Consider the following 13467-nt stretch of genomic DNA (forward strand, 5'->3'; position numbering starts at 1 on the left):
GATGACGGTTTCACTGCTGGCCGTGGTGGTGCTGGTGACCAGCGGGGTGGTGGCGGGGGTGCTGTTCGCGGTGGCGCTGAGCGTGGTGCCCGCGCTGATGGCGATGCCCGCCGACCGCTACCTCTACACCACCAACCTGCTCGGCCGTAACTGGGACCCGGTGATGCCGATCCTGGTGCTCGGCACCGCGGCGGCGGATCTGGCCCTGGCCCTGCTGTCCGGGCCGGGGGGCGCCAGGACGCTGTACGGGGCGACGTTCGTGCTGATGCTCGCGGTGGCCGGGGTGTCGCACCTCGCCAACGTGCCGATCAACCGGATCCTGCGGAAGCTGGAACCGGACTCGATCCCCGACGACTGGGCCGACCCCCGGCCGCGGTGGCGGGCCTGGCACCTGCTGCGGACCACGCTGGCCGTGGTGGCCCTGACGGCCAACAGCGTGGCCCTCGCGATGAGCTGAACCCGCACGCGGTCTCGCGGCGTGGCGTCCATCCGGACGCCACGCCGTTTCGCCGTTTCAGGCGACGCTCAGGTTCTCGATCAGCGCCGTGGTGTGCTTGCCGTCGCGGAACAGCGGGTGGGCGAGCACGCTGGTCAGGAAGCCGGTCGTGGTACGGATGCCCGGCCCGCTGACCACGCACTCGGCCAGCGCCCGCTCCATGCGCGCGATGGCCTGGTCCCGGTCGGGGGCCCACACGCTGACCTTGGCCAGCAGCGGGTCATAGAACGGCGGGATGCTCATCCCGGGCCGGACGTACTCGTCCACGCGGGTGAACGGCCCGGCCGGCAGCGTCAGCGCCTCGATCGTGCCGGGCGAGGGCAGGAACCCCCTGGCCGGGTCCTCGGCGTTGATCCGGCACTCGATCGCGGCCCCGTTCAGCCGGATGTCCTGCTGGGTGATGCCGGGGCCGCCGGTGGCGGCCACGTTGAGCTGCTCGCGTACCAGGTCCACGCCGGTGATCATCTCGGTCACCGGGTGCTCGACCTGGATGCGGCAGTTGACCTCGATGCAGTGGAAGCGCCCCGCGTCGTCCAGCAGGAACTCGAACGTGCCCGCCCCCACGTAGCCGATCGCCCGGGCCGCCGCCACCACCTGCTCGCACAGCCGGTTCGCGTCCCGCTCGGGCAGGCCGGGGACCGGGGTCTCCTCGATGAGCTTCTGCCGCCGCCGCTGCACCGAGCAGTCCCGCGCGCCCAGGTGCAGGACCTGGCCGTCGGTCCCGGCCAGCACCTGCACCTCGACGTGCCGCGCCGACTCCACGTAGCGCTCCAGGTAGACCCGCTCGTCGCCGAACACCGCCTGCGCGGAGGTGCGGGCCTGGGCGTACGCGTCGGCCAGCTCCGCCGGCCGCCTGGCGATGGCCATCCCCCGGCCGCCCCCGCCGGCCAGCGCCTTGACGATGATCGGAAAGCCGATCCCGGCCGCCGCGTCGGCGGCCTCGCCCGCCGTGGCGATCGGCCGGTGGGTGCCCGGCAGGACGTCGATGCCCGCGCCCGACAGCACGCGCAGCGCCTCGGCCTTGTCACCCAGCATGGCCAGGATCTCCGGCGGCGGCCCGATGAACGTCAGCCCCTCGGCCCGGCACATCTCGGCGAAGTCGGCGTCCTCCGACAGGAAGCCGTACCCGGGGTGGATGGCCTGCGCGCCGGTCTGGTGGGCCGCCTGGAGCACGGCGGGCGCGTACAGGTAGCTGCGCTTGGCCTGCGGCGGGCCGATCCGCACGGCCTCGTCGGCCAGGCGGACGACGGGGGAGCCCTCGTCGGCCGAGGAGTACACGGCGATCGTGCGGATGCCCATCTCCTTGCAGGTCCGGGCGACCCGCAGGGCGATCTCCCCGCGGTTGGCGATCAGGACGCTGTCGAACATCAGCCCTCCTCGAGCGCGAAGAGCGCCTGGCCGTACTCCACGGCGCCGGCGTCCTCGGCCAGGGCCTTGGTGACCCGGCCCGCGGTGGCCGCCTGGACCGGGTTCATCATCTTCATCGCCTCGACGATCCCGACCTGCTGGCCGGGCGTGACCATGTCGCCCTCCTTGACGAACGGCGGGGCGCCGGGCTCGGGCGACCGGTAGAAGGTGCCGACCATGGGCGACTGGACGACCGCGACGGCCGCTGTGGGCGGTTCCGGCCGCGGCGCGGGCGCGTGGTGGCCGTTGAGGTCGGCCAGGTGCGGGACCGGGGGCCCCGGATCGCCGGGGGCGGGCCACTCCGCCTCCAGGCTGACCTCCCCCACCGTCACCTTCAGCCGGCGGATCGGCCCGCCGACCTCGTTGGCGAAGCCAACCGCGTGCCGGTACACCGATTCGATCAGGTCGCCGTGATCGGCCATCTCGTCTCCTCCGAAGAAGGGCTGCCATAACTGCGGAAACGCCGCCGCCGCCGCTCGACCAGCTCGGTGGGCGGCAGCGTGGCCAGGTCGTCGCAGGCCCGCCGTACGGCGGTCTGGATCAGCTCGGCGGTGCGCGCGGGCGCCGTGTGCGCGCCGTCGCCGGGCTCGGTGATGACCGCGTCGACGATGCCCTGCCGCAGCAGCTCGGGGGCGGAAAGGCGCAGCGCCTCGGCGGCCTGTGGAGCGGCGGCGGCGTCCTTCCACAGGATCGCGGCGCACCCCTCGGGACTGATGACGGAGTAGACCGCGTTGGACAGCGCCAGCACGCGGTCGGAGACCGCCAGGGCCAGCGCGCCGCCGCTGCCGCCCTCACCGGTGATGACGGTCACCACGGGCACCGGCAGGCCGGACATCAGGCGCTGGCTCTCGGCGATGGCCCACGCCTGGCCCTCCTCCTCGGCCTCGATCCCCGGGTACGCGCCGGGCGTGTCCACCAGCGTGACCACCGGCAGCCCGAGCTTGGCCGCCAGCCGCATCAGCCGCATCGCCTTGCGGTAGCCGGCGGGGGTGGGCATGCCGAAGTTGCGCCTGACCCGCTCGGCGGTGTCGTGTCCCTTCTGGTGGCCGATGAGCATCACGCCCCGGCCGCGCAGCCGCCCGATGCCGCCGACGACGGCGGGGCAGTCCTTGCCCGCCCGGTCGCCGCGCAGCTCGATGAAGTCCTCCAGGATCATCCCGGCGTAGTCCAGCGTGGTCGGGCGGGCCGCCTCCCGGGCCAGCCGTACCGCGTCCCAGGCGGCCCGCCTGGGCAGCGCGGCCGGGTCGCGCACCAGCCAATCGCCCTGCGCCGCGGCGTCTTCGCCCATGGTGGGGGCGTCGGGGCGGGCGGCGGCGAGCAGGCGGGCCAGCGTACGGCGCAGCGCCGGACGCGGCACCACCGCGTCGATCAGGCCGCGGGCCAGCAGGAACTCCGCCGTCTGGAACCCTGCGGGCAGCTCCTGCCGGATCGTCTGCGCGATCACCCGTGGCCCCGCGAAGCCCAGGTGCGCCCCCGGCTCGGCGATCAGCACGTCGGGCAGCGTGGCGAACGATGCCGCCACCCCGCCGTAGGTGGGATCGGTGATCAGCGCGACGGTGAGAATGCCCGCCTCGTCCAGCTTTGCCAGCGCCTGGCTGCACTTGGCCATCTGCATCAGCGACAGCGCGCCCTCCTGCATGCGCGCGCCGCCCGAGGCGGTCACGATCAGCAGCGGGACCCGCTCCGACAGCGCCTTCTCGGCCGCCACCGCCACCAGTTCGCCGACGCCCGAGCCGAGCGAGCCGCCGACGAAGGAGAAGTCCAGGCAGGCCACCACGACCGGGTGCGACTCGATGGTCCCGGAGGCGCACAGCGCGGCCTCGCGCATCCCGGTGGCCTCCCGCGCGGCGGCCAGCCGCTCCCGGTAGGGCCGGGTGTCGGTGAAGCCGAGCGGGTCGTCGGCGGCCAGCGCGGTCTCGACGGGTTTTTGCGAGCCGAGGTCCAGCAGCCCGTCCAGGCGTTGGCGGGCGGTCAGCCGGGCGTGGTGCCCGCAGCCCGGGCAGACCCGCTGGGCCCGCTCGTACTTCGGGCGGAAGACCAGGTCGGCGCAGCCGGGGCAGATCAGCCAGGTGCTCTCCACGGTGACGGTCATGAGGCCGCCCCGTGCAGCAGGGCCTGGCTGTGGTCGCCGAGGACGAGGCTGGCCGGGCGGCCGATGTCCCCGCTGACCTTGGCCTCCCGGCCGATCAGCGAATTGCGTAGGCTGCCGCGCACGGTGCTGCCCGCGCAGACGACGGAGTTCTCGATGGCGGCCCCGGCGATGTCGCAGTCGGCCCCGATGCTGGTGTACGGCCCGACCTGGCTGTCGCGTACCACCGTCGCGACGCCGATCACCGCCGGGCCGGTGATGCGCGATCCGCTGACCTGCGCGCCCTCCTCGATGACGACCGGCCCGCGGATCTCGCAGGTGTCGTCCACCTGCCCCTTGATCGACCGCTCAGTGGTGTCCAGCACCGCCCGGTTGCATTCCAGCAGGTCCTCGACCTTGCCGGTGTCCTTCCAGTAGCCGCCGTGCAGATGCGACTCCACCCGCCAGCCGCTGCGCAGCAGCCAGTCGATGGCGTCGGTGATCTCCCGTTCGTTGCGCCAGCTCGGCTTGACGCTGCGCACCGCCTGGTGGATGACCGGGGTGAAGACGTACGCGCCGACCAGCGCCAGGTCGCTGCGCGGGTTGGCGGGCTTCTCCGCCAGGCCGGTCACGACGCCGCCGGGGCCGACCTCCGCCACGCCGTACTCCGACGGGTTGGCGACCTTGCCGGTCATGACCATCGCGTCCGGCCTGGACCGCCAGAACGCGTCGAGCAGCGGCCCCACGCCGTCGATGATGACGTTGTCGCCGAGATAGAGCAGGAAGTCGGCGTCGCCGAGGAAGTCCTGGGCGATCATGACGCAGTGTGCCAGCCCCAGCGGGGCGTGTTGCTCGATGTAGCCGATGTTCAGGCCGAACGCGGCGCCGTCGCCGAGCGCGCTCTGGATCGCCGGCCCGTGGTCGCCCACGATGACGCCGACGTCGGTGATGCCCGCGTCTTTGATGGCTTCCAGGCCGTAGAAGAGCACCGGCTTGTTGGCCACCGGCACCAGTTGCTTGGGAACGGTATGGGTGAAGGGCCGCAGCCGGGTCCCCCGCCCACCCGCTAGGACAAGAGCCTTCATGGATATTCCCTGCCTGACGAGGCCATGGACAAGCGGCAGGCTGCGTGGCGCCGCTTGAGTAGCGGTTGAGCGGCACTCGTCCGGGGAGGTCGAGCGGGGCTGGAGGGGCCTCGCTCCGGTACGTCCAGCGAGAGTCGAGCGGCCGTTCAGCGGCCTTTCCGATGATCCGCACATCATGCGCGGAACAGGAGATCACATGACGACGCAATCGCATGTCGCGCTGGTCACGGGCGCCAACCGGGGGATCGGCCGGGCGGTGAGCGCCTGTTTGCACGCGCTCGGGCACCGGGTGGTGGTGACCGCGCGGACGGTGGACGAGGCGGAGGGCCTGGCCGCGGAACTGGGCGGCGGCGCGCGTGCCGCCGTGCTCGACGTGACGGACGAGGAGGGCCCGGCCCGGGTACGCGACCAGGTCGGCCCGGTGGACATCGTGGTGAACAACGCCGGGATCCAGCTCGACTGGGGATGCGCGCCCTCGGCGGTCCCCATGGAGTGGGTCGGCCGCCAGTTGGACGTCAACGTCCTCGGGGCCTGGCGGGTGTGCCAGGCGTTCCTGCCGGACATGGTGCGGCGTGGGTGGGGGCGGGTGGTGATGGTCTCCAGCGGCACCGGGGCCTTCAGCAACGGGCTGTCGGCGCGCACGCCCGGCTACGCCGTCTCCAAGGCCGCGCTCAACGCGCTGACCGTGCTCATGGCCGCCGAGACGGAGGGCACGGGCGTGCTGGTGAACGCCGTCAACCCCGGCCTGGTGCGCACCCGCATGCGGCCGGACGCCGAGCGGACGCCCCAGGCGGCGGCGGAGGACATCGTGTGGGCGGCGACCCTCCCCGCGGACGGGCCGTCCGGCGTCTTCCTGCGTGGCCGCCGGACCATCCCGTGGTGACGGCGGGCCGCCGCCCACGCTTCGCGGCGGCGGCCCGCGCGCATGCTCACGCGCCGGTCAGCGCGCCTTCGGCGTAGACGGGGAGCAGTCCGGCGGCCTCGGCCTCGCGCAGGGTCGGGGCCTTGGCGTCCTTCTCCGACAGGATGCGCGGGGAGGCGGCCCACGGCAGCGCCAGCTCCGGGTCCAGCGGGTTGATGGTGATCTCCCCGGTCGGGTCGTAGGGGGTCGAGCACAGGTACACCACCGTGGCCTCCGCGCTCAGCGGCGCGAACGCGTGCCCGAGCCCTTCGGGGATGTAGACGGCGTGCCTCGCGTACTGGTCCAGCGCCACCGTGACGTGCCGGCCGAACGTGGGCGATCCGACGCGGATGTCCACGACGACGTCGAGGATCGCGCCGCTGACGCAGGTGACGTACCGGGCCTGGCCCGGCGGCACCGTGCGGGAGTGGACGCCTCTGATCGTCCCCCGGCGCGAGACCGAGCAGTTGACCTGGGCCACCGGCATCGGCCCGCCGGCCGGCCCGGCCACGGCCCGCTGCTGGAACAGCTCCAGGAAGTGACCGCGCTCGTCAGGGTAGATCTCCGGCTTGATCAGGAAGGCCCCCGCGATCCCCAGCGGTTCGACCGACGTGCTCATGGGCTCACCATCCATTTCTGATCGTGTTCACGATGTGCTCCCTGTCCTGCTCCGACAGCCACCAGCCGACCGGCAGGCACACGATCTGGTCGTGGACCGCGTCCAGCTTCGGCAGCGGCTCGGCGTACTCGGCCACGCAGGAGTGCCGGTCGTTGCGCGCGTCGATGTGCCCCGCCGCGATCCCGGCCGCCTGCAAGTGGGCCACGAAGTCGTCCCTGCGCTTCACCTTGACCGGGTACACCCAGTAGGACGGCTCGCTGCCCGGCGCGGGGCGGACCCGCTCGAGCCCCTGCACGTCCTTCAGCTCCCGGTCGTAGTAGGCGGCGTTGCTCCGGTGCCGCCCCACGCGTTCTTCCGCGCCTTCCAGGTTGGCCAGGCCGATGGCCGCGCTGATGTCGTTCATGTGGAACTTCAGGCCCCACTCGGACACGTCCTGCTCGGACCGGGGCGTCGCGCCCGGGTCGCGGTCCAGGCCGAACCAGCGGATCAGGCGTCCGCGCCGGTGGGACTCCTCGTCGGGGCAGACGAGGAGGCCGCCGTCCCCGCTGGTGACCTGCTTGATGGCCTGGAAACTGTAGACGGCGACGTTGCCGTGGTTGCCCAGGGGCCGCCCGGCGTACGTCGCGCCCCACGCCTGCGCGCAGTCCTCGATGATCATCGGCCGGGTGCCGTGGCGGTGCTCGCACTCGTCGGCGATCTCCGCCACCCTGGCCAGGTCGACCGGGTAGCCGGCCCAGTGGACCACCACGATGGCCGCGGTGCGCGCCGACACTTTGGCCGCCATGTCGGAAAGGTCGGCGTTGAGCGTCGCCGGATCGACGTCCACCCACCTGATGGGCAACCCGGCCGCCAGGATGGCCCAGTTGGTGGCCACGAAGGTCAGCGGGGTGCTCAGCACCTCGCCGCCGTTCCGCGCGGCCAGCTTCAGGGCCAGTTGCAGGCCCGAGGTGCCGCTGTTGACTGTGGATACGAAGCGGGTGCCCAGGCGCTCGCGCAGCGCGTCCTCGAACTCCTCGACCTTGGCGCCCTGCCCGATGTGCCCGCTGGCCAGTACTCCGGCCACCGCCGCCGATGCCCGTTCGGACATGGCCACCTTGAACAAGGGAATCATGGGGTGACCATGGCCGGACCGGATGGAGGCGGTCTGGACGCGCGCTTGAGTCGCGCGCGAGTACGTTTCGAGCGCCCCGCACCACCCGGACTCCAGCGGTCCCGGCCACGCTCGCACCCATGAATCTCGGTGTCACGAACAGCTCCCCCGGCCTGCACCGGGAGCGAGAGACGCATGGCGGCATCCAGGTGGAAGGGCTGACGAAGCGGTACGGCGGGGTACACGCGCTCGACGGGCTCGACCTGAACGCGCCGGAGGGCCAGGTGCTCGGCCTGCTCGGCCCGAACGGGGCGGGCAAGTCCACGCTGGTGCGCATTTTGGCGACCCTGCTGAAACCGGACAGTGGCCGGGCCAGCGTGTGCGGCTTCGACGTCATCCGCGACCCGCAGGCGGTACGCAGGTCGGTGGGGGTCGCCGGGCAGTACGCGGCCGTGGACGAGTACCTGACGGCCAGGGAGAACCTCAACATCTTCGGCCAGCTGGCCCGGATGGGCAAGCGCGCCGCCCGGTCGCGCGCCGAGGAGCTGATCGAGCGCTTCGACCTCGGGCACGCGGCCGACCGCCCGGCCCGCACCTACTCAGGGGGCATGCGCCGCCGGCTGGACCTGGCGGTGGCGCTCATCGCCGGGCCGCGCTGCCTGTTCCTCGACGAGCCGACGACCGGCCTGGACCCGCGCGCCCGGGTGGAGGTGTGGGCGGTGCTCGGCGACCTGGTCAGGCAGGGCACCACCGCGCTGGTCACCACCCAGTACCTGGAGGAGGCCGACCAGTTCGCCGACCTGATCACGGTGATCGACCACGGACGGGAGATCGCCACCGGCAAGCCCGCCGAGCTGAAGGACCGGGTCGGCGGCGACCACCTGGACCTGGCCGTCCGCCGCGCCGCCGACCTTCCGGCCGCGGTGTCCGCCCTGGCCGCGGCCGGCCTGCCCGACCCGAAACCGGACCCGGGCACGCTGTGCGTGACCGCGGTGCTGCCCGGCGGTACCAGCCGGATGGCCGAGGTACTGCGGAAGCTGGACGGCGCCGGGGTCGAGGTCGCCGACATCACCGTACGCAGACCCACGCTCGACGACGTGTTCTTCGCACTGACCGGGAAGGCGGACGACCGATGACCGTGACCGAGACCCGCGTCGCGGGGTCAGGGTTCGTCCTGGCGTTGCGCGACTGTGCGGTGATGACCAGGCGTGGCATGCTGCGCCTCGGGCGCGTCCCTGATGAGCTGGCCTTCAACCTGGTCCAGCCGATCCTGTTCGTGCTGTTGTTCAGTTATGTGTTCGGCGGGGCGATCCCGCTGCCCGGCGGCGGGCCGTTCCGGGAGTACGTCGTGGTGGCGGTGTTCGCGCACTCGCTGGCGTTCATGGGGGTCGGCACCGGCACGGGGCTGGCGGTGGACATGAGCCGGGGCCTGATCGACCGGTTCCGCGCGCTGCCGATGGCGCACGTCGCGGTACCGGTCGGGCGGGCGAACGCCGAACTCCTGCGGGCGCTCCTGGTCACCGGCGTGCTGGCGATCGTCGGACTGCTGGTGGGCTGGCGGGCGCACCTGGGGCTGCTCTCCACCCTGGCGGGCTTCGGCCTGTTGCTGCTGTTCGCGTACGCGATGGCGTGGGTGGGCGTCACCATCGGCCTTTCGGTGCGCAATCCCGAGGTGGCGGGCACGGCGGGGCTGCTGTGGGTGCTGCCGCTGGGGTTCGTCTCCAACGGGTTCGTGCCGATCTCCTCGATGCCGGAATGGCTCCAGCCGGTGGCGGCGTGGAATCCGGTCACCGCCGTCGTCACCGCCACCCGCACGCTGTTCGGCAACCCGCTGGGGCTCGCCGCCGACCCCCGCTTCTGGCCGCTCGCGCACCCGGTCCAGGCGGCGGTGATCTGGTCCCTCGGGCTCATCGCGGTCTTCGTGCCGCTGGCCCTGCTGGCCTTCCGTTCGGCCCGCTCCCGCTAACCCGCGCTCGGTTTGAATGCGACGGCGTGGTCGCGGGCGAAGTCGGTGACATCGCGGGCCGGGTGGCCGGTGAGGTCGGCGACGTCGGTGTGGATTTCGGCCGCCTCGCCCCTGGCGTAGTGCGCGTAGTCCTCGACCAGTCCATCGGCCTGCCACTCGGGCAACAGCCCGCGCAGCGAGCCGGCGAAGACCTCGGGCGGCACGTCGGTGAACCCGATGCGGCCGCCCGTCGCGTCCGACAGCGCGCGGGCGATCTCGGGGTGGGTCACCGCGCGCGGCCCGGTGAGGGTGTAGGTACGGCCGGCGTGCCCGGGTTCGGTCAGTACGACCGCCGCCGCGTCGGCGATGTCGCGGGTGTCGATGGCGCTGACCGCGGCCGTGCCGATCGGGGCGGCGAACGTCCGCTGTGCCTTGATCATGCCGGCGAAGGCCAGGATCCCCTGCATGAACAGGTTGGGGCGCAGGATGGTCCACTCGGTGAGGCCCGCGGTCCGCACGTACAGCTCCACCGCCGCGTGCCAGCGCAGGAACCGCACCGGGGAGCCGGCCCGCGCGGCGTACTGCGACAGCAGCACCAGCCTCGGCACCCCGGCGCGGCGGACCCGCTCGGCGAACCGGATCTGGATGTCGGCGGCGTCCGGGGCGGAGGGGCTGTTCAGGAACACCGCGTCCACGCCGTCGAACACGGTGTCGGGGAGGCCGGGGTCGTGCAGGTCCGCCACGACGGGCTCGACCCCGTCGGGGAAGGCGGCCGCCCGCCCGGCGGTGCGGGTCATCGCGCGTACCCGCGCGCCGCGCTCTCGCAACGCGGGGAGCAGCAGCGAGCCGACTCCGCCGGTCGCGCCGACCACCAGTACCGTCGATTTCTGCATGATCTTCTCCTTCAGGTGGTGGAAGCCGGCGCGCGGTGGGCCGCCGGGATGAGGGACAGCACGGTCGCGACCAGCGCGAACCCGGCCGCGCCGAGAAACGCGCTGGGGTACGCCGTGTCGTGGCCGGCGGTGGCCACGGCGATCAGGGCGGCCAGCCCGAGCGCGCCGCCGAGCTGGCGGGTGGCGTTGATCAGGCCGCTGAGCAGGCCGGTCTCACCCGTGGTGGCCCCGGATACGGCCAGCGTGGTCGCGTACACGAAACCGAGCCCGAGGCCCGCGCCGATCAGCAGGAACGGGCCGAGCAGCGCGGTGGCGTAGTCGCTGCCCGCGCCGCTCTGGGCCAGCCAGAACAGCCCGGCGACCAGCGCGGTCAGCGCGCCGGCCAGCGCCGGCCGCAGCCCCACGGGCCTGGCCACCCATGGCGCGGAGAAACCGCCCAGCGAGATCATGACGGCGATCGGCAGCTGGCTCAGGCCGGCCGTGACCGGCGACATGTGCAGCACCTGCTGCTGGAACTGCGGCAGGAAGTAGAACAGGCCCACCGTCACCGCGCCGAGCAGCAGCATCATGGTGTTGGCGATGACCACGGGCGCCTGGCGGAAGACGCCGAGCGGGACGAGGGGCTGGGCGGAGCGCCGCTCGGCGACCACGAACGCGCCCAGCGCGGCGACGCCGACCGCGAGACTCACGATGGTGCGTGCCGAGCCCCACCCGACCTCCGGGGCGGAGATCAGGCCGAGGGCCAGCGCCGACGTGCCCAACGTGATCGTGGCCGCGCCGGCCAGGTCGAACCGGCCCGGCCGGGCGGGGGAGGGCGGCATCGCCTTCCAGACCGCGGCGGTGGTGAGGGCCACGATGGGCACCGGCAGCCAGAAGATCGCCGGCCAGCCCAAGGTTTGGGTGACCACGCCACCGAGCGCGACCCCGAGCAGGGCGCCCGCGCCCGCGACCCCGCCCCAGACGCCCAGCGCGCGGCGCCGCTCCTCGGCCCCGGAGTAGAGGCCGAGCATGAGGGACAGGGCCGCGGGCGTCAGCACCGCCGCCCCCACCCCCTGCGCGATCCGGGCGGCGATCAGCATGGGACCGGTCGTGGCGAGGGCGCACACCAGGGACGCGAGCACGTACAGCGCGGCCCCGGACAGGAACACCCGCCGGCCGCCGAGCACGTCGGCGAGCCGCCCGCCGAGCAGCAGCAGCCCCGCGAAGGCGATCAGGTAGGCGTCCACCACCCACGACAGCTCGGTGGTGGTGAGGTGCAGGGCGGCGCGGATCGCGGGGGTGGCGAGGTTCACCATCGAGGCGTCGAGGATCACGACGCCCGCGGCCGTGGCCAGTCCGGCCATGGCCAGGCCCCGCGAGCCGGGCCGCGGGTCGTGCTGTGCAAGGGAGCCGCTGGTGCCTCGGGTAATACGCATACCCTCTCCAGGTCGCTAGAGCGTCTACTGAGAGAGAGTATGCAGTACTAAATAGATAACTTCAAGTAGTAGTTATAAGCTCTAACAAAACGGTCAGGTGTTCTCCAAGTGCTCCAGGATGTGCCGCAGGGAGGTGGCCAGGTCGCGGCGGCGTTCGCTGTCCAGCTTCTTCACCACGAACGCCTCCTGGCGGTTGAACTCCGGGAACAGGCCCAGCATCAGCCGCTCCCCGGTCGGGGTGAGCGCCAGCATCACCCGCCGCCCGTCCGTGGGATGCGGGAAACGCCGCAGGTGGCGGTAGGACTCCAGGGTCTTGACCACGCCGGTGAGCGTGCCCTTGGAGATGCCCGCCTCGGCCGCGACGTGCCGGGGCTCGCTCTCGCCCCAGATCCACACCACCCACATCACCACGAACCCGGTCCAGGTCAGGCCGGTGTCCCGCAGGACGGTCTGCTCCAGGTGGTTGCGGATCGCCGACGAGGCGCGGTAGATGTTCGACACCGCCCACATGGCCTCGAAATCGACGTTCAGGCCGCCCAGCCGCTGGCCGATCGCCTCCTCGGTCTGACGCAAGGTGTGGTGTCCCGTCATAGCGCGGAAGTATAGTTTGGCAGCTAACGATCGGATCTCGTGCGGTTCAGGTACGGGACCAAACGACCCGGCCGTCGAAGACGGTCAGCTCGACCGGCGCGACCACCACGTCCGCGACCTCCGTCGCGCCGCTCACGAACAGGTCGGCCGCCATGCCCTCCCCGAGCGTACCCTTCCAGGTCTCGGCGAAGTCCTGCCGCGCCCCTGCGGTCGTGTACGTCGCCAGCGCCTCCTCAAGCGTGATCCCCTCCCCGTCCCGCGCGATCAGCGCCGAAACGCCCGCCCGCCAGTCCGGGCCGGTCACCGGGGCGTCGGAACTGCACGCGGTCAGCACGCCCGCGTCGATCGCCGACCTGGCCGGCCATTCCCGCTCGGCCGCCTCCGGCCCGAACATGTCCCGCGTCGTGCCGGACTCCAGGCGCTGGAGCACCGGCTGGAGGTTTATCCCGTAGCCCAGCTCGCCCAGCGTGGCCAGGGCGGACTTGGACGCGTACTGCCCGTGGATCACGTAGTGCCTGGCGTCGTCCCTGGGGTGCTCGCGGGCGAGCGCCGCCAGCGCGTCCACCACCGCGTCGATGCTCCGGCTGCCCACCGCGTGCACGCCCACCTGGAACCCCGCCAGGTGGACCAGGCGCAGGATCTCGTCCAGCTCGGCCACCCGCTCGGAGTCCGTCGCGCCGTGCGTGCACAGCGAGCCGTGCCCGCCCGACGGGTACGCCTCCCGCATCCACGCGGTCTCCGACGGCGGAATCCCGTCGGCGAACACCTTCACGCCGAGCAGCCGGACCAGCCGCTCGTCCACCCCGTCCAGGTCCTTGGGCAGGTCGGCGAGGTAGGCCGCGGTGTCCGCGACGGACGCGCCGGACATCGGGCTGGGCAGCCCGAGTACGCTCACCCGCGCGGTCAGCTCGCCCGCCCGCGCCAGCTCCGCGTACGCCGGCAGCACCCGGATCATGC

General features: G+C 72.7%; 14 protein-coding genes. 4 read left to right on the plus strand and 10 right to left on the minus strand.

The window, feature by feature from the left end:
- Position 1: 1 nt before the first annotated feature.
- A complete protein-coding gene (locus C1I98_RS08830; protein WP_111166597.1) occupies positions 2 to 457 on the plus strand; it encodes an anthrone oxygenase family protein in 456 nt (151 codons plus the stop codon).
- A gap of 57 nt (positions 458 to 514) precedes the next feature.
- Here the strand turns inward: C1I98_RS08830 and C1I98_RS08835 are convergent, their stop codons facing one another.
- Genes C1I98_RS08835 through C1I98_RS08850 form a run of 4 tightly spaced genes read right to left on the minus strand, consistent with a single transcriptional unit; the run spans position 515 to position 5056 of the window.
- Positions 515 to 1864 (minus strand): acetyl-CoA carboxylase biotin carboxylase subunit, encoded by a 1350-nt coding sequence (locus C1I98_RS08835; protein WP_111166584.1) that lies wholly within the window; start codon positions 1862 to 1864, stop codon positions 515 to 517.
- Positions 1864 to 2325, minus strand: coding sequence for an acetyl-CoA carboxylase biotin carboxyl carrier protein (locus tag C1I98_RS08840; protein ID WP_111166585.1), 462 nt, complete (start codon positions 2323 to 2325; stop codon positions 1864 to 1866). The genes C1I98_RS08835 and C1I98_RS08840 overlap by 1 nt, the downstream gene beginning before the upstream one ends.
- Complete coding sequence (locus C1I98_RS08845; protein WP_111166586.1) at positions 2304 to 3995, minus strand: acetyl-CoA carboxylase carboxyltransferase subunit alpha; 1692 nt, start codon at positions 3993 to 3995, stop codon at positions 2304 to 2306. Before C1I98_RS08845 ends, C1I98_RS08840 begins: the two co-directional genes overlap by 22 nt.
- The gene (locus tag C1I98_RS08850) at positions 3992 to 5056 is read right to left on the minus strand and encodes a glucose-1-phosphate thymidylyltransferase (protein ID WP_111166587.1); all 1065 of its coding nucleotides are present in this window, start codon (positions 5054 to 5056) and stop codon (positions 3992 to 3994) included. Before C1I98_RS08850 ends, C1I98_RS08845 begins: the two co-directional genes overlap by 4 nt.
- A gap of 196 nt (positions 5057 to 5252) precedes the next feature.
- On the opposite strand from C1I98_RS08850, the gene C1I98_RS08855 reads away from it, so the two are divergent.
- Positions 5253 to 5939, plus strand: a complete 687-nt coding sequence (locus C1I98_RS08855) for an SDR family NAD(P)-dependent oxidoreductase (protein WP_111166588.1) — start codon at positions 5253 to 5255, stop codon at positions 5937 to 5939.
- 46 nt (positions 5940 to 5985) lie between these two features.
- Here C1I98_RS08855 and C1I98_RS08860 read toward each other — a convergent pair whose 3' ends face one another.
- Positions 5986 to 6576, minus strand: a complete 591-nt coding sequence (locus C1I98_RS08860) for a dTDP-4-dehydrorhamnose 3,5-epimerase family protein (RefSeq protein WP_111166589.1) — start codon at positions 6574 to 6576, stop codon at positions 5986 to 5988.
- Between the two features lie 4 nt (positions 6577 to 6580).
- A complete protein-coding gene (locus C1I98_RS08865) occupies positions 6581 to 7687 on the minus strand; it encodes a DegT/DnrJ/EryC1/StrS family aminotransferase (protein ID WP_111166590.1) in 1107 nt (368 codons plus the stop codon).
- Between the two features lie 119 nt (positions 7688 to 7806).
- Here C1I98_RS08865 and C1I98_RS08870 point away from each other — a divergent pair, with 119 nt between their 5' ends.
- Positions 7807 to 8802 carry an ATP-binding cassette domain-containing protein gene (locus tag C1I98_RS08870; protein WP_111166591.1) on the plus strand — a complete coding sequence of 332 codons (996 nt, stop codon included), beginning with the start codon at positions 7807 to 7809 and terminating at the stop codon, positions 8800 to 8802.
- Complete coding sequence (locus C1I98_RS08875) at positions 8799 to 9632, plus strand: ABC transporter permease (protein WP_111166592.1); 834 nt, start codon at positions 8799 to 8801, stop codon at positions 9630 to 9632. Before C1I98_RS08870 ends, C1I98_RS08875 begins: the two co-directional genes overlap by 4 nt.
- Here the strand turns inward: C1I98_RS08875 and C1I98_RS08880 are convergent.
- The 4 genes from C1I98_RS08880 to C1I98_RS08895 form a co-directional block, all read right to left on the minus strand.
- A complete protein-coding gene (locus C1I98_RS08880) occupies positions 9629 to 10504 on the minus strand; it encodes an SDR family oxidoreductase (protein ID WP_111166593.1) in 876 nt (291 codons plus the stop codon). The two genes, C1I98_RS08875 and C1I98_RS08880, sit on opposite strands and share 4 nt — an antisense overlap.
- Positions 10505 to 10515: 11 nt before the next feature.
- Positions 10516 to 11919 (minus strand): MFS transporter, encoded by a 1404-nt coding sequence (locus C1I98_RS08885; protein ID WP_111166594.1) that lies wholly within the window; start codon positions 11917 to 11919, stop codon positions 10516 to 10518.
- Between the two features lie 93 nt (positions 11920 to 12012).
- Positions 12013 to 12510 (minus strand): MarR family winged helix-turn-helix transcriptional regulator, encoded by a 498-nt coding sequence (locus C1I98_RS08890; RefSeq protein ID WP_111166595.1) that lies wholly within the window; start codon positions 12508 to 12510, stop codon positions 12013 to 12015.
- Between the two features lie 46 nt (positions 12511 to 12556).
- A partial coding sequence (locus C1I98_RS08895) for an amidohydrolase family protein (protein WP_111166596.1) occupies positions 12557 to 13467 on the minus strand: 911 nt, incomplete at its 5' end.

The sequence above is a fragment of the Spongiactinospora gelatinilytica genome, from assembly GCF_003236385.1.
Taxonomy (GTDB): domain Bacteria; phylum Actinomycetota; class Actinomycetes; order Streptosporangiales; family Streptosporangiaceae; genus Spongiactinospora; species Spongiactinospora gelatinilytica.